The 19,652-nt window shown below is 70.3% G+C and carries 12 protein-coding genes and 1 pseudogene; 4 read left to right on the top strand and 9 right to left on the bottom strand.

Annotated features, from left to right (window positions below):
- Window positions 1-55 precede the first annotated feature (55 nt).
- Window positions 56-2,629, bottom strand: coding sequence for an aminopeptidase N (gene pepN, locus ACWCXB_RS06610; protein ID WP_450719691.1), 2,574 nt, complete (start codon window positions 2,627-2,629; stop codon window positions 56-58).
- A 182-nt stretch (window positions 2,630-2,811) separates the two neighbouring features.
- Between pepN (ACWCXB_RS06610) and ACWCXB_RS06605 the strand changes: the two genes are divergently transcribed.
- The gene (locus ACWCXB_RS06605; RefSeq protein WP_450719689.1) at window positions 2,812-3,312 is read left to right on the top strand and encodes a DUF1203 domain-containing protein; all 501 of its coding nucleotides are present in this window, start codon (window positions 2,812-2,814) and stop codon (window positions 3,310-3,312) included.
- Window positions 3,313-3,376: 64 nt separating this feature from the next.
- On the opposite strand, the gene ACWCXB_RS06600 is transcribed toward ACWCXB_RS06605, so the two are convergent.
- Window positions 3,377-4,420, bottom strand: a complete 1,044-nt coding sequence (locus tag ACWCXB_RS06600) for an aspartate-semialdehyde dehydrogenase (protein ID WP_450719687.1) — start codon at window positions 4,418-4,420, stop codon at window positions 3,377-3,379.
- Between the two features lie 192 nt (window positions 4,421-4,612).
- Window positions 4,613-7,930: a S8 family serine peptidase gene (locus ACWCXB_RS06595; RefSeq protein ID WP_450719685.1), complete on the bottom strand. Its 3,318-nt coding sequence runs from the start codon at window positions 7,928-7,930 to the stop codon at window positions 4,613-4,615.
- Between the two features lie 243 nt (window positions 7,931-8,173).
- Here ACWCXB_RS06595 and ACWCXB_RS06590 point away from each other — a divergent pair, with 243 nt between their 5' ends.
- Complete coding sequence (locus ACWCXB_RS06590) at window positions 8,174-8,659, top strand: NUDIX hydrolase (RefSeq protein WP_450719683.1); 486 nt, start codon at window positions 8,174-8,176, stop codon at window positions 8,657-8,659.
- A gap of 99 nt (window positions 8,660-8,758) precedes the next feature.
- The gene (locus tag ACWCXB_RS06585) at window positions 8,759-9,916 is read left to right on the top strand and encodes a serine hydrolase domain-containing protein (RefSeq protein ID WP_450719681.1); all 1,158 of its coding nucleotides are present in this window, start codon (window positions 8,759-8,761) and stop codon (window positions 9,914-9,916) included.
- Between the two features lie 48 nt (window positions 9,917-9,964).
- Here the strand turns inward: ACWCXB_RS06585 and ACWCXB_RS06580 are convergent, their stop codons facing one another.
- The gene (locus ACWCXB_RS06580; RefSeq protein ID WP_450719679.1) at window positions 9,965-10,978 is read right to left on the bottom strand and encodes a hypothetical protein; all 1,014 of its coding nucleotides are present in this window, start codon (window positions 10,976-10,978) and stop codon (window positions 9,965-9,967) included.
- Window positions 10,979-11,214: 236 nt separating this feature from the next.
- Window positions 11,215-13,776, bottom strand: coding sequence for an aminopeptidase N (gene pepN / locus ACWCXB_RS06575; RefSeq protein ID WP_450719677.1), 2,562 nt, complete (start codon window positions 13,774-13,776; stop codon window positions 11,215-11,217).
- A gap of 144 nt (window positions 13,777-13,920) precedes the next feature.
- Between pepN (ACWCXB_RS06575) and ACWCXB_RS06570 the strand changes: the two genes are divergently transcribed.
- The gene (locus ACWCXB_RS06570) at window positions 13,921-14,559 is read left to right on the top strand and encodes a mycothiol-dependent nitroreductase Rv2466c family protein (RefSeq protein WP_450719675.1); all 639 of its coding nucleotides are present in this window, start codon (window positions 13,921-13,923) and stop codon (window positions 14,557-14,559) included.
- 145 nt (window positions 14,560-14,704) lie between these two features.
- Here ACWCXB_RS06570 and ACWCXB_RS06565 read toward each other — a convergent pair whose 3' ends face one another.
- From ACWCXB_RS06565 to ACWCXB_RS06550, 4 genes and pseudogenes are all read right to left on the bottom strand, one after another.
- Window positions 14,705-15,340, bottom strand: coding sequence for a superoxide dismutase (locus ACWCXB_RS06565; protein ID WP_450719673.1), 636 nt, complete (start codon window positions 15,338-15,340; stop codon window positions 14,705-14,707).
- A gap of 80 nt (window positions 15,341-15,420) precedes the next feature.
- Entirely contained in the window at window positions 15,421-16,446 is a 1,026-nt protein-coding gene (locus ACWCXB_RS06560) for a 2-hydroxyacid dehydrogenase (protein WP_450719671.1), read from the bottom strand.
- Between the two features lie 189 nt (window positions 16,447-16,635).
- Entirely contained in the window at window positions 16,636-18,054 is a 1,419-nt protein-coding gene (locus tag ACWCXB_RS06555; protein ID WP_450720070.1) for an amino acid permease, read from the bottom strand.
- A 114-nt stretch (window positions 18,055-18,168) separates the two neighbouring features.
- Window positions 18,169-19,594: pseudogene (locus ACWCXB_RS06550) on the bottom strand (amino acid permease).
- Between the last annotated feature and the right edge of the window lie 58 nt (window positions 19,595-19,652).

Genomic DNA, 19,652 nt, shown 5'->3' with positions numbered 1-19,652 from the left:
AAGGGCGCCCCGGACCGAAAGGTTCCGGGGCTCCCTTCACGGGGCCGGGGCCGGGTCAGGCCGCGGCCGCTGCCGCGTCCGCCGCCTGGGCCTTCAGGGCACGCTCGATGCCCGCACGCGACTCCGAGACCAGCCGGCGCAGCGCCGCGTTCGGTGCGGCGGAATCCAGCCATGCGTCGGTCGCGTCCAGCGTCGCCTGCGACACCTGGAGCGAGGGGTAGAGCCCAATCGCGATCTGCTGGGCGATCTCGTGGGAGCGGGACTCCCACACGTCCTTGACCGCCGCGAAGAACTTCTCCGTGTACGGGGCGAGCAGCTCGCGCTGGTCGGTCTGGACGAAGCCGCCGATGACCGCTTCCTGCACGGCGTTCGGCAGCTTGTCGGACTCGACGACCGACGCCCACGCCTCCGCCTTGGCCTCCGGCGTCGGGCGCGCGGCCCGGGCCGTCGCCGCGTGCCGCTCACCGGCGGCGGTCCTGTCGCGCTCCAGCTCGGCGGCGATCTCCTCCTCGTCGAAGTCACCCGTCGCCGCGAGCCGCTCCACGAACGCCCAGCGCAGCTCGGTGTCCACGACCAGGCCCTCGATCGTCTCCCGGCCGTCCAGCAGCGCCGCCAGCAGCTCCAGCTGCTGCGGGGTCCGCGCGGTCGCCGCGAACGCCCGGGCCCACGCCAGCTGGTGGTCGCTGCCCGGCTCGGCCGCGCGCAGATGCGCCAGTGTCGCGTCCGTCCACTGCGTCAGGCCCGCCTCGCGCCACTCCGGCGCCGCGTACAGGTCGAGCGCCAGCTTCGCCTGCCGCTGCAGCGACTGGACGACGCCGATGTCCGACTCCTTCGCGATGCCCGAGAGCACCAGCGACAGATAGTCGCGGGTCGCGAGCTCGCCGTCGCGGGTCATGTCCCACGCCGACGCCCAGCACAGCGCGCGCGGCAGGGACTCGGTGAAGTCGCCCAGGTGCTCCGTGACCGCCTTCAGCGACTCCTCGTCGAGCCGCACCTTCGCGTACGACAGATCGTCGTCGTTGAGCAGCACGACCGCCGGGCGCTGCTTGCCGACCAGCTCCGGTACGGCGGTGAGCTCACCGTCGACGTCCAGCTCGACCCGCTCGGTCCGTACGAGAGCGCCGTCCTGGAGCTCGTAGAAGCCGATCGCGATCCGGTGCGGCCGCAGCAGCGGCTCGCCCTTCGCGCCCGCGGGCAGCGCCGGGGCCTCCTGCTTGACCACGAAGGAGGTGATCGCACCGGCCGCGTCGGTGTCGACCACCGGGCGCAGGATGTTGATACCGGCGGTTTCCAGCCAGGCCTTCGACCATGTCTTCAGATCGCGGCCGCTGGTCTCCTCCAGCGCGCCCAGCAGATCCGACAGCCGCGTGTTCCCGAACGCGTGCCGCTTGAAGTATGCCTGCACGCCCTGGAAGAACGCCTCCATCCCGACGTACGCGACGAGCTGCTTCAGCACCGAGGCGCCCTTGGCGTACGTGATGCCGTCGAAGTTCACGAGAACGTCGTCGAGGTCGTGGATCTCGGCCATGATCGGGTGCGTGGACGGCAGCTGGTCCTGCCGGTACGCCCAGGTCTTCTCCGAGTTCGCGAACGTCGTCCAGGCGTTCGGCCACCGGGTGCCCGGCGCGTACGCCTGGCAGGCCACCGAGGTGTACGTGGCGAACGACTCGTTCAGCCACAGGTCGTTCCACCACTCCATGGTGACCAGGTCGCCGAACCACATGTGGGCGAGCTCGTGGAGGATGGTCTCGGCCCGCCGCTCGTACGCCGCGTCCGTCACCTTCGATCGGAAGACGTACTGGTCGCGGATCGTCACCGCGCCCGCGTTCTCCATCGCGCCCGCGTTGAACTCCGGCACGAAGAGCTGGTCGTACTTCGCGAAGGGGTACGCGTAGTCGAACTTCTCCTGGAACCAGTCGAAGCCCTGCCGGGTGACCTCGAAGATCGCGTCCGCGTCCAGGTACTCGGCCAGCGACGGGCGGCAGTAGATGCCGAGCGGGACGCTCTGCCCGTCCTTCTCGTACGAGCTGTGCACGGAGTGGTACGGACCGACGATCAGCGCCGTGATGTACGACGAGATCCGCGGCGTCGGCTCGAAGACCCAGACGTTGTCCTTGGGCTCCGGCGTCGGCGAGTTGGAGATCACGGTCCAGCCGTCGGGCGCCTTGACGGTGAACTGGAAGGTGGCCTTCAGGTCCGGCTGCTCGAAGGAGGCGAACACCCGGCGGGCGTCCGGCACCTCGAACTGCGTGTAGAGATACGCCTGCTGGTCGACCGGATCGACGAACCGGTGCAGACCCTCACCGGTGTTCGTGTACGAACAGTCCGCGACGACCTTCAGCTCGTTCGGCCCCGCGTGCAGGTGCTTCAGCGCGATCCGCGAGTCCCGGAAGACGGCGGCCACGTCCAGCGACTTCCCGTTCAGCACGATCTCGTGGACCGCCGGGGCGACCAGGTCGATGAAGGTCTCCGCGCCGTCCTCGGCGGAGTCGAAGCGCACGGTGGTCACGGACCGGTAGGTGCCGCCCTCCTGCGCCCCGGTGAGATCCAGGTCGATCTCGTACGAGTCAACGGTGAGCAGGCGCGCCCGCGCTTGCGCCTCTTCACGGGTCAGGTTTGTGCCAGGCACCCGGTCATCTCCTCGGTATGTGACGTTTCCGGTCATCCTTCCACGGAGGATGGGCCACCCGCTCGGAGATACCCCGCGCAGCCGACTGCTTACGAGGAGTCATGCGCAGTCACTGCGGAACTCCGAACGCGAGGTCCGAAAGCCGCCGGACGCGGCGTGCGGCGGCGGGGACGCTGGGGCGCATGACCATCACCCACCGGCCGAGACCCATCGACGACACAACGCTCGAAGAGCTCCGCGAACGTGACGACGCCGCCCGCCGTCGTGTGCCGTACACCGACGAGGAGGGCGGCGCGCCGTTGCGCTGCTGTCTGCGTCCCAGTGAGGCGGGGGAGCGGATCGCGCTCGTCTCGTACGCGCCGCTGCGCCGCTGGGCGGCCGAGACCGGGGCCGACCCGGGCGCGTACGACGAGCAGGGCCCGGTCTTCATCCACGCCGAGGACTGCGGGGGGCCGCAGGAACGCGCTGGATACCCGTTCGCCCGCCCCGGCGCGCAGCGCACCGCCCGCCGCTACAGCGCCCGCGGCCGTATCGTCGGGGGACGCGTCCTCGACCTCGGGGACGATCCCGCGGCGGTGATCGAGTCGGCCCTCGCCGAGGCCTTCGCCGACCCCGAGGTCGCCCTCGTCCACATCAGGGCGGCAGAGTTCGGCTGCTTCCACTACGAGGTGCGCAGGCCCTGACCCGCGTACGACGAGAGGGCGGCCGCCCGTCGGCGCCCGCCGTCTCGTCGCACAGAACCCGGCGTCAGGCGCTGAGCTCCTCCGCGACCAGCTCCGCGATCTGCACCGCGTTCAGCGCGGCGCCCTTGCGGAGGTTGTCGTTGGAGAGGAAGAGGGCGAGGCCGTTGTCGACGGTCTCGTCCACACGGATACGGCCCACGTACGAGGCGTCCTTGCCGGCGGCCTGCAGCGGGGTCGGGATCTCGGAGAGCTCGACGCCTTCCGCGTCCTTCAGCAGCTCGTAGGCGCGCTCCACGCTGATCGGACGCTCGAAGCGGGCGTTGACCTGCAGCGAGTGGCCCGAGAAGACCGGGACGCGGACGCAGGTGCCGGAGACCTTGAGCTCGGGGATCTCCAGGATCTTGCGCGACTCGTTGCGGAGCTTCTGCTCCTCGTCGGTCTCGAAGGAGCCGTCGTCGACGAGGTTGCCGGCGAACGGCAGCACGTTGTAGGCGATCGGGCGCTTGTAGACGCCGGGCTCCGGGAACTCCACGGCCTCGCCGTCGTACGCCAGCTGGTCCGCCTTCTCGGCGACCGCGCACGCCTGGGTGCGCAGCTCGGCGACACCGGCCACGCCCGAGCCGGACACGGCCTGGTAGGTGGTGGCGATCATCGCGACCAGGCCCGCCTCCTGGTGCAGCGGCTTCAGCACCGGCATCGCGGCCATCGTCGTGCAGTTCGGGTTGGCGATGATCCCCTTGGGGCGGTCCTTGATCGCGTGGGGGTTGACCTCGGAGACGACGAGCGGGACCTCGGGGTCGCGGCGCCACGCGGAGGAGTTGTCGATCACCACGGCACCCTGCGAGGCGACCTTCTCGGCGAGCGCCTTCGAAGTCGCGCCGCCGGCCGAGAAGAGCACGATGTCCAGGCCGGTGTAGTCGGCCGTGGCGGCGTCCTCGACGGTGATCTCCTGGCCCTGCCAGTCGATCGTGGAGCCCGCCGACCTGGCCGATGCGAACAGCCGGAGTTGGTCGACCGAGCCAAGAGAATTGAACGCAGCCCGCTCGGCGAGGATCTTGCGCATGACCGTGCCGACCTGCCCGGTGGCTCCGACGATTCCGACCTTCACGGGGACTCCTCCGTACGTTCTTGCCAGCTGGGTGGCCTGGTGGGGTGGCCTGGGTGGCTTCCATGATGCGTATGTCCCCGGCCGCCTTGTCCAATCCATTGTCCGAGGTACGGGACGCATGGGGCCCGTCACACGGCGGAGGGCGGGCGCCCCATGGACGCCCGCCCTCGTTCTATGGTGCCGGTCACACCGTTACGGCGTGACCTTCTCGATCACCACGCTGCCGGCGCCCGCGGCCGTGCCGCGCGCGTTCAGCAGCTGCACCTCGCCGAAGAACTGCCGGCCCTCGGGGGCCGCGCTCCCCACCACGATCTCGGCGGCGACCTGCGCCGACGCGCCGTTGGCGAGCTTCACCGACTGGGTCTCGTCGACCTTGACGGTGCCGAGCGAGGACGCGAAGTACACGTCCCGGTAGTTGTACTCGGTGGAGCCGGACGGGACCGCGTAACCGACGACCTTGATCGTGTACGTACCGGCGGCGGGCTTGACGAGGCTGACCGCCTCCTCCGAGTCGCCGTCCGCGGACTGGCCGACCTGCTTGTCGCCCAGCCAGACCTCCAGGTCGAGGTCGGCCGCGGTGTCCGAGACGCCGCCGATGGCGACGTCGAGGCGCTCGACGCCCTCACCGACGGTGACGGTGGTCTCCTGCGTCTCGTGGTTGGCGATCGACGGACGGGTCACCTTCGCCGAGCCGAGCGAGCCGCCCTTCAGCTTGCCGTCGAGGGCGGCGAAGCCGTTGGTGACCTTCCAGTCGACCGCGGCCGGCGTGCCGACCTTGGCCTCGGGGAGGGTCTTCACGGCCGGGTCGAACGCGGCACCGAGAACCGTGACGTCCAGCTTGTACGGGTTGTCCAGCAGGGGCGACGTACGGCGGGACTCGACCTCGATCTCCCAGACGCCCGGCTGCGGGTCGGCGTACGACCGCAGGTCGGGGCGGCAGGTGTTGGTCGGGCTCGCGTAGTTCGGGTAGCAGAAGATCGTCGAGCTGTCCTCGACGCCCACGCCGTACGGGTGGATCGAGATGAAGCGCGTCTGGCTCTTGTCCGCCAGCCCGCCGAGCGCGACCTCGAGGGTCTTGGCGCCCTCGGGAACCGTCACGAAGTACGACTTGTGGCTGTTGCGCTGCACCGAACCGGACGCCGAGAAGGAGTACGCCGGCTTGGCCAGCTCCTGCGAGACGACGACGGTGGCGAGGATCTGCTTGTCCACGCCCTCGCTGCGGACGTCGTCCACCTCGAGGATCGCGCTGTGGACACCCGCGGTGCGGGCCTTCGCGTCGACCTTGACGGTGACCGGCTTGTTCAGCGGCAGCATGACGGAGCCGGAGCCCGGCAGGTGGAAGGTGCCGTCGTTGTACTTCCAGTCCAGCTCGTGCCGGATCGGCCAGGACGGTCCGGTCTTCCGGGTGATGGTGACCTCGTACGACTTCTTCTGGCCGGTCTTGAGGCCGCCCTCGCGGTCGTACAGGCCGGTGCCGAAGCCCGGGGTCTTCAGGAACTGGTCGATCGCGGTGTCGACCGGGGCCTTCACCGCGTACTCGTGGGCGGTGGCGCCGTCCTTGATGGCCTCCCACGCGTCCACGATGTCGATCAGACCGGAGCCCTGCTCGTGCGCCGCCACCCCGCTGATGCGGTTCGCGGTGCTGGTCAGCGCGGTGCGCAGCTTCGCCGGGGTGAGGTCGATCTTCCGCTGCTTCGCGGCGGAGATCAGCAGCGCGCTCGCGCCGGCGGCCTGCGGCGAGGACATCGACGTGCCCTGGAGCATGCCGTAACCGGCGGGCAGCGCGTAGCCGGCCTCCTTCACCGGCGCACCGGGCAGCCAGGTCTGGATGGTGTTGACGGACGCGCCGGGGGCGGTGATGGTCGGGGTGAAGCCGCCGTCCTCACGCGGGCCGCGCGAGGAGAAGGGGAACATGGCGTACGGCTTCTCCACGGCGGAGCCGTAGTTGGCGGCCCAGGTGGCCTTGCCGATCGCGGCGCCGACGGAGATCACCTTGTCGGCCAGACCGGGGTCGCCGATGGTGTTGGTGCCGGGGCCCTCGTTGCCGGCCGAGATGACCAGCTGGACGCCGTACTCGTCGATGAGGCGCGTGTAGAGCTCGGCGCGGGCGTTGTTGCCGTCGTTCAGCGCCGGCAGACCGCCGATGGACATGTTGACGATGTCCACGCCGCGGTTGATCACCAGGTCGGCCATGCCCTCGGTGAGCGCGACGTTGGTGCAGCCGCCGCTCCAGGAGCAGGCGCGCGAGGAGACCAGCTTCGCGCCGGGGGCCGCGCCGTTCATCCTTCCGCCGAACAGGCCGTTGGCGGCGGTGATGCCGGCGACGTGGGTGCCGTGCTCGGACTCGATGATGCCGACGTTGACGAAGTCGGCCTTCTTGCCGACCCAGTCGCCGCCCAGCGGGTCCATCGGGACGTCCTTGCGGATCTCGATCACGAAGGGGATCCGCTCGGCGACCTCGGTCGCCGGGTTGTCCGTGCCGAAGTACCCGATCTGGTAGCCGTCCTTGTACGGCTTCATCGGCTCGTTGTTCGTGAAGTCGCCGTCCTGGTCGGTGTCGACGCGGACCGTGCCGGCGGCCGGGTCGTACAGCAGGCCGAACCGGTCGGTGGTGTCGCCGTCCCGGTTGACGTCGCCCTTCATGTCACCGTTGGCCGTGATCGCCTCGGTGAACCGGCTGAACTGGTACGAGCCGGCCGGAGCCTTCCAGCTGCTGCCGACGGCCGTGAACACCGGGCCGTCGACGGGCGTGATCTGGGCGCGCCAGGTGCCGTCGCCTTCGGTGAGCGGGTCGGTCGCGGTCACCCAGTCGGTGATCTTGCGCTCGCCGGTGGTGGTCTTCTGGAGCGCCGGGTGACCGAGGTCGACACCGGAGTCCATGATGCCGATGGTCACACCGCGGCCGTCGTACTTCGGGTGGTCCTGGACGAAATCCACCGCGCCCGTCTCGAACGACGGGTTGTACGGGTTCTTCGCGGGGGTGTTCATGCCCGGGGCCGGGTAGGTGCCGGCGGTCGGCGTCGTGGCCGCGCCCTTGGCGATGTCGGCCGCGGGCGTCGGGTCGTCCAGCTCGATCTCGTGCTTGAGGTCGATGCCGTGGACGGAGGAGAGCTTGGTGGCCGCCTTGATGGCGGCCTCGGCCTTGGCCGTCGGCAGGGTGGCACGTACGTAGCCGAGCTTGTCGTACGTCCTGCCGACCGAGGCGCCCTGGACGGCGTCCAGCTGAGCGGCGACCTGCTCGGTCTGGCCGGGCGCGGTGGCGACCATCAGTGTGACGGTCTTCTCGCCCTTGGCCTCGGCCTCGGCGAGCAGTTCCGCGTCGGTGGCGCCGAGCTTGTCGGCGGGCGAGGCGGTTTTGACCGGTGCGGAGCCGGCCGGGTCGTCGGCGGAAGCTGCCGAGAACGCGGGCGCGGCGCCGGTGGCGACCAGTGCGGCCACCACGGAGGCAGCCGCCGCCACTCGGGCCACGCGTCTCGGCCCGGATATGGAGCTCTGGGACTCGGAGGTCATCAGCATCCCTGTTATGTGAAATCGGGTCCGGATTTCGGTGCCGGATGACCGCTCACCCTGTCGTAAGTGACAGGGGTTTGTGGAGAGTTGCCGGAGGCGGGATGTGGCCATGGCGCACATCCGCCATTGGCGGGGCACGCATGGCGGGGACAGAAGGTTCGATAACCGGCATTCCGGCGGCCGGGATCGTTTAACGTCTGACGATTTGAGCCCTGGACGATATCGGGCCTTTAATCTCGCCGCATGAGCCAGGAGTTGAGGGTGGCGGCCTACGCCGTGTGCGTACGGGACGGGCAGATCCTGCTCGCCCGCTGGGTGGCGCGCGACGGTACGAAGCGATGGACGCTGCCCGGCGGCGGGATGGACCACGGCGAGGACCCGCTCGACACGGTCGTCCGCGAAGTCGCCGAGGAGACCGGCTACGAGGCCGAGATGACCGCGCTGCTCGGGCTCGACTCGATGCGGGTGCGACGTCCGCGCAGAGGCAGGGTCGGCGCCGGCTCCGACTTCCACAGCCTGCGCATCGTCTACGAGGGACAGATCACCGGCGGCGAGCTGCGCCCCGAGGCGGACGGCTCCACCGACCTCGCCGCCTGGCACGCGCTGGACGCCGTCCCGGGCCTCGAACGGGTCGCGCTCGTCGACATCGGCCTGGACCTGTGGCGCGAACGGCCCGCCGTGGGCCGGGTGAACGGACACCATCCGGATCACCCTTCGGTGAACGGCTGAAACGCGCCCAACCCGTCATGTGCCGGGCAACGCGCACTGCCCCGGCGGAGTCCTGCTGGTCGAGCCCACATGTAGTCGCTCGCTGACAGGAGAGTTCGTATGACAGTGCGCAAGGTCCGGACGGCCCTGACCGGAGCGGTGGTGGCGGCCGCAGTCGCCGCCACCGCCTTCGCCGCCCCCGCGACGGCGGCGGCAGAGCCGAGAACCGGCGGCGGTCATGACGGCACCCGCGCCGCGGTCGAGGCGGCCGTGCGTGCCGGAGTGCCGGGTGTCGTGGCCCGGGCCCAGGACCCGCGCGGCACCTGGGACGGCACCACCGGCCTCGGCAACACCGCCACCGGTCGCGAGCGGCTCCCACAGGACCGCTTCCGCGTCGGCTCCATCACCAAGACGTTCGTCGCCACCGTCCTGCTGCAACTGGAGGCCGAGGGCAGACTGAACCTCGACGACACCGTCGAGAAGTGGCTGCCCGGCGTCGTCCGCGGCAACGGTCATGACGGGCGGAAGATCACCGTACGGCAGCTCCTCAATCACACCAGTGGGATCTACAGCTACACCGGCGACCCCGGCTTCGGGGCGAAGGTCTTCGGGCCCGGCTTCTTCGAGCACCGCTACGACACCTGGAAGGACCGCGAGCTCGTCGCCGTCGCCATGACGCACAAGCCGGAGTTCGCGCCCGGCACCGGCTGGAGCTACTCCAACACCAACTACGTCCTCGCCGGGATGGTGATCGGGAAGGTGACGGGCCGGCCGTACGGGCAGGAGGTCGAGCGCCGTATCCTCCGCCCGCTCAAACTGCACGCGACCAGCGTGCCCGGCACCGCCGCCACGATGCCGCGGCCCAGCGGCCGTGCGTACTCGAAACTCTCCGACGACCCGGCCGCGGACACGGTCCACGACGTCACCGAGCTGAACCCGTCGATCGCGGGCGCCGCGGGCGAGATGATCTCCAGCACCTCGGACCTTCAGCGCTTCTACCGTGCCCTGCTGGGCGGAAAGCTCCTGCCCGCACCGCAGTTGAAGGAGATGACGAACACCGTGCCGCTGTCGCCGGAGGCTCCCCAGTACGGATACGGGCTCGGTCTGATGCGCACCGAGCTGTCCTGCGGCAAGGAGGTCTGGGGCCATGGCGGCGGCATCCACGGCTCCACGTCCGAGGCGGTCACCACCCGGGACGCCCGTCACTCCCTCGCACTGAACTTCAACGCCGACTGGACGGGGGACCCGGCGGCGGTGATCGAGGCCGAATTCTGCTGAGGGTGCGCGATTCCGCCGGCGGTGCGCGATTCTGCCGGCGGTTCGCGATCAGCGGGGCAGCACGACCACATAGGCGGCGGGATCCCGTTCCGGCGCTGCCATCAGGGCCGTACGGATCACCGTCGCCTGCTGGACGGGGGCGTCCCGCAGCTTCTTCGGGGTGATGTGGACGACCGTGATGCCGAGCCGCTCCAGATGCTCGCGCTTGAGGCTGGACTCGGTCCACTCCACGTCCTGGGCCGTCCCGTCGTCATCGGGGCGGCCCAGGCGCGGCGCGCGGATGTCGAGTTCGACGGCGACGGACTGCTCGGGCCAGTACGCGTCGACCCCGCCGAGGTGGGGGCCGCCGGGGAGGCGCAGATTCACGTTCCACAGCGGTTCGGGCAGCCCGTACATACGGATCAGGTCGTACAGCCGGTCCTCGGCCAGGGCCCGCCCCTCGGCGAGCAGCGAGTCCACGCCGTGCACCACGTGGGGCCGGGACAGGAGCCGTGCACGGTTCAACTCCCTGACGACGGCGGTCGGTTCGCAGTGCCCGCCGCGGACGGCCTCGGTGAGCAGCCGGCGTACGGCCCCCGCGTCGGTGAGCCGCGCGACGGCGTCCGCGAGCGCGCGGGCCACCGGGGCGACGGGCAGCCCCGTCACGTCCAGCGGGCTGGGCGGCGTGTGCGTCCGGATCAGCCGGGCGCAGCCCGCCGACCGCAGCCGCCGGGTGCGCGGCACCAGCACGTCGATCCGGTCGAGCGACAGCAGCGGCGGTGCCGAGGCGAACCCGTGCAGAGCGAGGGCGGCGAGCCCGGTGATCATGGCCTCACCCGTGACGCCGGGCCGGTCCGCGTACAGCAGCACGGCGTGCAGCCGCTCCTCGCTGGTCGGCGGCCCGGGGTGCAGTACGTACACGCCCGGCAGCACCTGCTGCCACGGGCCGCCGGGCCTGCACTGCTCGGCGGCCTTGCCTGCCGGGACGCCGTGCTCGTGCAGCTGCGCGGCGGTCAGGACGCGGCTGCGTGCGTCGGAGAGGTGGCTCAAGGGGCGGGGGGAGAGCGGGGTGTTGTGGTTCATGACCCGCCAATTCCCGCGCGCCCGGCGGCTCCTAACCGCTGTTACACACCCGTCGACAATTCCGGACAACACCGTCCTAAAGTACGGACGTTCGACTGCCGATCAGCCACGCCGCCCCTGGCCCGCTTCTGAGCCCCAGTTCGGGAAGGGGCGGGGCGGGGAGAAGGCCCGCCGCAGGCGCCCCCCGTCAGGTACCCGCCCCCGTCAGGTACCCGCCCCTCAGGTACCCGCCCCCGTCAGGCCCGCGACGCGTCGCGGGCCTGGGCGCGCAGCGATCGGGCGAGGTCGTCGCGGGACTCGAGAACGAGGCGGCGAAGAGCAGGCGGGGCCGTGGGGTGGCCGGCCAGCCAGGCGTCGGTCGCCGCGAGCGTGGACTCGTCGTCCTGCAGCCCGGGGAACAGCCCCTGCACCACGTCCATCCCGATCTGGATGGACCGTTCGGCCCACACCCGCTCGATCGCCTCGAAGTACTTCTCCGCGTACGGCGCGATCAGCTCCCGCTGAGACGCCTGCACGAACCCCGAGATCGTCGCCGTCACCAGCGCGTTGGAGAGCGCGTCGGACTCCACGACCTGCGCCCACGCCTGGTCCTTGACCGCCGCCGACGGGCGGGCGGCCAGGCACCGCACCTGGTAGCGCTTGCCGGACGCGGTGTCGTCCCGCGCCAGTTCGGCGCCGATCACCGTCTCGTCCGCGACCCCGTGCGAGGCGAGCGGCTCCAGGAAGGCCCAGCGCAGCTCCTGGTCCACATCCAGCCCGTCGATCTTCGCCGTACCGTCCAGCAGCCCCTGCAGCAGCTGCAAATCCGCGTCGGTCGTCGCCGCCGTCGCGAAGAACCGCGCCCACGTCAGCTGATGCTGGCTCCCGGGCTCCGCCTGCCGCAGCTCCCGCAGCGCGCACCGGGACAGGAGCAGCCCGCCCTCCTCGCGCCACTCGGGCGCCGCGTAGTGCACGAGCGCCGTACGCGCCCACGCGTGCACCATCTGCAGCACACCGATGTCCGACTCACGCCCCGCGAAGTCCAGGACCAGTGCCACGAAGTCCCGCGCCGGCATGAGCGCGTCCCGCGTCAGGTTCCACAGCGCCGACCAGCACAGCGCCCGCGCGAGCGGGTCCGTGACGGAACCCAGATGCGACCGCAGCGTCTCCAGCGAGCTCTCGTCGAAGCGGATCTTGCAGTAGGTCAGGTCGTCGTCGTTCACGAGCACCAGCGCCGGCTTCTCCGCGCCCGCCAGCTCCTCGACCACCGTCCGTGCCCCGACGACGTCCACCTCGGCGCGCGCGTACCGCACCAGATCCGTGCCCTCGTGCCGGTACAGCCCGACCGCGACCCGGTGCGGCCGCAGGTGCTCGCCGTCCTGGACGACCGCCAGCTCGGTGATCCGGCCGCCCGCGTCGTACGTGACGACAGGGGTCAGCGCGTTGACGCCCGCCGTCTCCAGCCACGACCGCGACCACGCCGTCATGTCCCGCCCGGACGTCTCCTCCAGTACGGACAGCAGGTCGCCGAGCCGCGTGTTCCCGTACGCGTGCCGCTTGAAGTAGCGCCGCGCGCCCTCCAGGAACGCGTCCCGTCCCGCGTACGCGACGAGCTGCTTCAGCACCGACGCGCCCTTGGCGTACGTGATCCCGTCGAAGTTGAGCTTGGCGTCCTCCAGGTCACGGATGTCGGCCGTGACCGGGTGCGTGGACGGCAGCTGGTCCGCGCGGTACGCCCAGGACTTGCGGTTGTTCGCGAAGGTCACCCACCCGTCGCGGAAGCGGGTCGCCTCCACCATCGAGAAGGACCCCATGAAGTCCGCGAAGGACTCCTTCAGCCACAGGTCGTCCCACCACTGCATGGTGACCAGGTCGCCGAACCACATGTGCGCCATCTCGTGCAGGATGACGTTCGCCCGCCGCTCGTACGACGCCTGCGTCACCTTCCCCCGGAAGACGAACTCCTCCCGGAAGGTCACGCACCCCGGGTTCTCCATGGCGCCGATGTTGTACTCGGGCACGAAGGCCTGGTCGTACTTCCCGAAGGGATAGGGGAAGTCGAAGTGGTCGTGGAAGAAGTCCAGGCCCTGCTTGGTGACCAGGAAGATGTCGTCCGCGTCGAAGTGCTTGGCCAGGCCCTTGCGGCACATCGCGCCGAGCGGGATCTCCAGCGTCGTGCCGTCGTCGAACGTGCGCGTGTAGAGATCGGTCTCGTGGTGGTACGGCCCGGCGACGACGGCGGTGATGTACGTCGAGATGGGCTTCGTCTGCGCGAAACGCCACGTCTCCCCGTCCCGCGGCTCCTCGGCCCCGTTGCTCCAGACCGTCCAGCCATCGGGCGCGGCCACCTCGAAGCGGAAGGGAGCCTTGAGGTCCGGCTGCTCGAAGTTCGCGAAGACGCGGCGCGCGTCGGCCGGCTCGTACTGCGTATAGACGTAGACCTCGCCGTCCTCCGGGTCTTCGAACCGGTGGAGGCCCTCACCGGTCCGGCTGTACGCGCACTGCGCGTCGACGACCAGGACGTTCTCGGCGCGGAGTGCGGGGAGCGCGATCCGGGAGCCGTCGAAGACGGCGGCCGGGTCCAGCTCCTCCCCGTTGAGCGTGACGGCGGACACGGACGGGGCGACCAGATCGGCGAAGGTGGCGGCGCCCGGCTCGGTCGCGCGGAAGCGGATCGTCGTCACCGAGCGGAACGTCCGCGGCTCCGGACCGCCCTCCCCGATCGCGGACCGCAGATCGAGGAAGACCTCGTACCCGTCGACGGCCAGCAGTGCGGCCCGCTCGCGGGCCTCGTCGCGGGACAGATTCTCTCCGGGCACGGCCACTCCTTTGTGTCTCGTTCGAACAGCACCGATCCTCGCACGCGCCGCTGACCGGGGACATCGGGGAATGCCCACGGGGGAATGCCCACGGGGACCGGCGGCGTTTGCTCCTGGAGGTGCGCATCCCACACGAGGAGTGAAATGTCCGAGAACAGGACCCCCGCCGACTTCTGGTTCGACCCCCTGTGCCCCTGGGCCTGGATGACTTCCCGCTGGATGCTCGAGGTGGAGAAGGTCCGCCCGGTGGACGTGCGCTGGCACGTCATGAGTCTGGCAGTGCTCAACGAGGACAGGCTGGACGAGCTGCCCGAGCAGTACCGCGAGCTCCTCAAGACGGCCTGGGGCCCGGTCCGTGTCGTCACCGCCGCCCAGCAGAAGCACGGCGACGACGTCGTCGGCCCCCTCTACACGGAGCTCGGCACCCGTATCCACAACGAGGGCCGCGGAGCGACCCCCGAGGTGATCCTGGAAGCCCTCGACGCGGTGGGCCTCCCGGCCGAGCTCGCGGACTACGCCGACTCGGACGCGTACGACGTCGAGCTGCGCGCCTCCCACAAGGAGGGCATCTCCAAGGTCGGCCAGGACGTCGGCACGCCGGTTATCGCGGTGCCGGGCGCGGACGGTGAGCAGATCGCCTTCTTCGGCCCGGTCGTCACCCCGGCGCCCAAGGGCGAGGAGGCGGCGAAGCTGTGGGACGGCACGCTGCTGGTGGCGTCGGTCCCGGGCTTCTACGAGATCAAGCGGACGCGTACGGCGGGTCCCGACTTCTCCAACCTCTGATCCAGCTTCTGATCCGGCCTCTGAGCGTCATATGGGGGAAGGGCCCCCGCGAGTCATGTCCTCGCGGGGGCCCTTCCTCACTCCGCCTGCAGGTGAAGGTTGAGAAGACGATCACGAGCAGGACGACTGTGCGGCCCCGGTTCCGTCACGGGGCGATGAGCGGGGTGCGCTCCTTGGCCTCGGCGTAACGCTTCGCCACGTCCTGCCAGTTGACGACCTGCCACATGGCCTCGATGAAGTCCACCTTCTGGTTCTTGTACTGAAGGTAGAAGGCGTGCTCCCAGGCGTCGAAGACCAGGATCGGCACGGACCCCTGGCCGACATTGCCCTGATGGTCGTACACCTGCTCGACGATGAGCCGCCCGCTGACCGGCTCGTACGCGAGGACGCCCCAGCCCGAGCCCTGGGTGGTCGCGGCGGCCTTGGAGAGCTGGGTCCTGAACTTCTCGAAGGAGCCGAACGACTCGGCGATCGCGTCCGCGAGCTCGCCCACACCGTCCACGGCCAGTGGCTCGCCGCCGCCGTCACCGGTCATGTTGTGCCAGTAGATGCTGTGCAGGATGTGCCCGGAGAGATGGAACGCGAGGCTCTTCTCCAGCCCGTTGATCGCCCCCCACTGCTCCTTGTCGCGGGCCTCCGCCAGCTGCTCCAGCGTGTCGTTGGCGCCCTTGACGTAGGCGGCGTGGTGCTTGTCGTGGTGCAGCTCGATGATCTGCGGGTTGATGACGGGTTCGAGCGCCGCGTAGTCGTACGGAAGTTCAGGAAGCGTGTAAATGGCCATGTCCGAGCCCTCCGACTGCTTATTGCAAGTTATTCGCAAGTGCAGGCTAACAGCAAGAGGGGCCGAAGATGATCAGCCGCTCAGTTCAGGCAGTGCAGCAGCGGCTCGCCCCGGAACCAGCGCCCCGCCTCCGCCGCCGCGATACGCGCCGCCTTGTGCGCGACCTCGCGGCTCGCCCCGGCCAGATGCGGGGTCAGCACCAGCCCGGGCGTACGGAACAGCCGCGATCCGGCGGACAGCGGCTCCTGCTCGTACGTGTCCAGCGCCGCGGCCGCCAGCTGCCCGCTGTCGAGGGCGTCGCACAGGGCTTCCGTGTCGACGAGCCCGCCACGCGCCGCGTTCACGAGAACCGCGCCGTGTGGCAGCAGTGCCAGCTCGCGGGCGCCGATCATGCCGAGGGTCTCCGGCGTGAGGCGGGCGTGCAGCGTGACGATCCTCGACCGGGACAGCAGCGCGTCCAGCGACGCGGTCCGCATGCCGTGCACATCGCCGCGTACGTACGGGTCGTACACCTCGACCTCCGCGCCGAAGGCCGTCAGCACCCGGGCGACCCGGCTGCCGACCGCCCCGTACCCGATCAGGCCGACCGGGGCGTCCTCCAGCTCGGGCCCCACGCCGTCGTACGTGTACTGCCCGCCGTCCCATCTTCCTTCCACGGCGAGGGAGTTGTGGGCCTGCGGGATTCCGCGCAGGGCGGCCAGCAGCAGCCCGACCGTGAACTCCGCGGTCGCCGCGGTCGTGCGCCCCGGCGCGAAACACACACGTACGCCCCGCGCCCGCGCCGCCTGCGCGTTCACATTGACCGGCCCGCCCCGGCACACGGCGATCATCCTCAGCGCGGGCGCCGCGGCCAGCACGCGCTCCGTGAAGGGCGCCATCTGCGTCACGCACACCTCGGAGCCGGCCGCGCCGAGCGCCTCGATCAGCGCGTCCTCCGCGTCGCTCGCCTCGTCCACCTCGGCGACCCTGCCGCAGGGCACCCGTGGCCACGGCAGCTCCAGCTCCGCGAGCTCGATCGGGCCTTCGATCTCGTGGCGCAGGGCCTCGCCGATCAGGGAGTTGAGCACGAAGCCGTCGCCCGCGGCGAGGATGCGGATGGGACTCATGGCGGGGACGGTAACAGCGGCAGGTCCGGACCTTGCACCGCCAGAAAGAGGGAATCACCGCCGGAAAGAAGGAATCGCGGACGACCACCCCGGCAGCCCGCCCCTCCCCGGACGCGGAGGACCCCCGGGCCGTGGTGGCCCGGGGGTCCGGGAGAGTGGGGTGGCCCGGCGCGCCGCGCCGGCCGAGGGTCAGTCGTTCGAGTGCACGGCCTCCGGCTTCGCGCCCGCCCGCTGCCGGATCGCCCCGATCACCGCCAGCGCCAGCGTCAGCCCGCCCGTGAAGTACAGCTGCAGACGGGTGTCCGGCTCGCGCGCCATCAGCACGAACACGGCCGCCATGCCGGCGAGCGCCACCCAGGTCAGATACGGGTACGCCCACATCTTCACTACCAGCGTCTCCGGCGCCTCGCGCTCCGTCCTGCGGCGCAGCAGCAGCTGCGAGACGGCGATGAAGATCCAGACGACCAGGATGATCGCGCCGATCATGTTGAGCAGCCAGATGAAGACGTCGTTGGGCCGCCAGTAGCTCAGCATCACGCACACGAACCCGAAGACGCACGACGTCAGCACCGCAACCCGCGGCACCCCGCCCGAGATCCTGCCGAGCACCTTCGGGCCCTGGCCGCGGGCGACCAGTGAGCGGGCCATGCGCGAGGCGCCGTAGACGTTCGCGTTCATCGCGGAGAGGAGGGCGACCAGCACGACCACGTTCATGATCTGGCCCGCGGCGGGGATGCCCAGGTGGTCGAGCGCCGCGACGTACGGGCCCTTCTCGACGACCGCCTTGTCGTCCCAGGGGACCAGCGTGACGATGACCGCCATCGAGCCGACGTAGAAGATGGCGATGCGCCACATCGCCGTACGCACGGCCTTCGCCACGCCCTTCACGGGGTGCTCGGACTCGGCCGCAGCGATGGTGACGGTCTCGAGCCCGCCGTAGGCGAAGACGGAGGCGAGCAGTCCGACGACGAGGCCCTCCGTGCCGTGGGGCATGAAGCCGCCCTCACCGGTGAGGTTCGCGGTACCGGGCGCGTCCGTGCCGGGCAGGACTCCGAGGATCGCGAGGACGCCCAGCCCCAGGAACAGCACGATCGCGCCGACCTTCAGAGCGGCGAACCAGAACTCGAACTCGCCGAAGTTCTTCACGGCCGCAAGGTTCGTCCCGCAGAACACCAGCATGAAGAGGGCCACCCACGCCCACTCCGGCGTTCCCGGCAGCCAGCCGGTGACGATCTTCGCGGCGCCGATCCCCTCCAGGCCGACGGCCACGCAGAGCAGGAACCAGAACGCCCACCCCGCGGTGAACCCGGCCCAGGGCCCGATGGCCCGCTCGGCGTGGACCGAGAAGGAGCCGGATGCGGGATTCGCGGCCGACATCTCGCCGAGCATGCGCATCACGAGCATGACGAGCAGACCGGATATCGCATAGGCGATCACGATCGACGGTCCGGCGGCGGCGATACCGGCTCCTGAGCCGACGAAGAGGCCGGCTCCGATCACACCGCCGAGGGCGATCATCGACAGATGGCGCTGCTTGAGGCCGTGCGCGAGCGCTTCCGAGACGACTGTGGTGTCGTCGACGGGCGCGGGCGCCGAGGTCCGAGACATGGGCATGCCCTGTTCATGAGCGGATAAGGAAAGTGCCCCACAGTCTGGGCCCCACCCCGCTCACAGGGCTTCGATGACCGCTATACGGACAAGATGCTCACACAATGTGAAGAGTCAGGAACGATTTGCCCGCGCGCCACGCCACTCCCGTACGCCCGCCACGACCAGCACCACAGCCGTCGCCGCCGCCGACCAGAGCACCTGCGGCCGCGCGTCGGCGTCGCCCAGCATCAGCACCACCACGGCCGCCATCCCGGCCAGTGCCACCCAGGTCAGCCACGGGAAGCCCCACATCTTCAGGACCAGCTTCTCCGGGGCCTCGCGCTCGATGCGCCGCCGCAGCCGCAGCTGCGACACCGCGATCAGGGCCCAGACGAACAGCAGCACCGCGCCGACCGCGTTGAGCATGTAGAGGAAGACGGAGTCCGGCCACTTCAGATTGAGCAGTACGGAGACGAAGCCGAAGGCGACCGAGGCGAACACGGCCCGCCGTGGCACCCCGCCGCGCGACACGGCGAGCAGGCCCGCGGGCGCCTCGCCGCGCTCGGCGAGCGAGAAGACCATCCGCGACGAGCCGTACAGATTGGCGTTGAGGGCGGACAGCAGCGCCACGAACACCACGATGTTCATGATCTGCCCGGCGCCCGGCACACCGATCGCGTCGAGGACGGCGACGTACGGGCTCTGACCCGGCTTCATCGCGGTCCACGGCAGCACGGTCACGATGACCAGCATCGAGCCGACATAGAAGAAGAGGATGCGCCACACCGCGCTGCGCACGGCACGCCCGACCGCGCGGGCCGGGTCCTCGGACTCGGCTGCCGCGATCGTGACGACTTCCAGGCCGCCGAAGGCGAAGACGACGGCGAGGACTCCGGAGACGACGCCCTCCCAGCCATGGGGCAGGAACCCGCCCTGCCCGGTCAGATTCGTGAGACCGACCGGGTCCGTGTCGGGGAGTACGCCGAAGATCGCCAGGGTGCCCAGCAGCAGGAACAGGACGATCGCGCCGACCTTCAGCGCGGCGAACCAGAACTCGAACTCGCCGAAGTTCTTCACGGCCGCGAGATTGGCGGCGGTGCTGTGTTCAACCGGGGGACACCCCCGGACCCCCGCCCACCATGAAGATCAGCACCCAGGTCCACTGCGGGACGCCCGGCATCCAGCCGTTCGCGATGGTCGCCGCGCCCGTAGCCTCCACGGCGAGCACGACCACCAGCAGGAACCAGTACAGCCACCCGACACTGAACCCGGCCCAGCGGCCGAGCGCCCGCTCCGCGTGCACCGAGAAGGCTCCGGACGCGGGCATCGCCGCGGACATCTCGCCGAGCATCCGCATCACGAGCATCGCCAGCGCGCCCGCCAGCAGATACGACACGACGATCCCGGGTCCGGCGACCGCGATCCCGGCGCCCGAGCCGACGAAGAGACCGGCGCCGATCACCCCGCCGAGGCCGAGCATCGTCAGGTGACGCTGCTTCAGCCCGTGCGAGAGAGGCTCGGCCTCCGTGGCCAACGGGCTGGGCGGTGCGTCGTGCATGGTGCTCGTCACTCTCGGGGATTTGGCAAGAACCTACAGTCTCCCCAAGCCCGGCACC

This window comes from Streptomyces sp. NPDC001514, from assembly GCF_053597075.1.
Note: the sequence above shows the minus strand (reverse complement) of the source record. Positions and strands in the feature narration are given on the sequence as shown.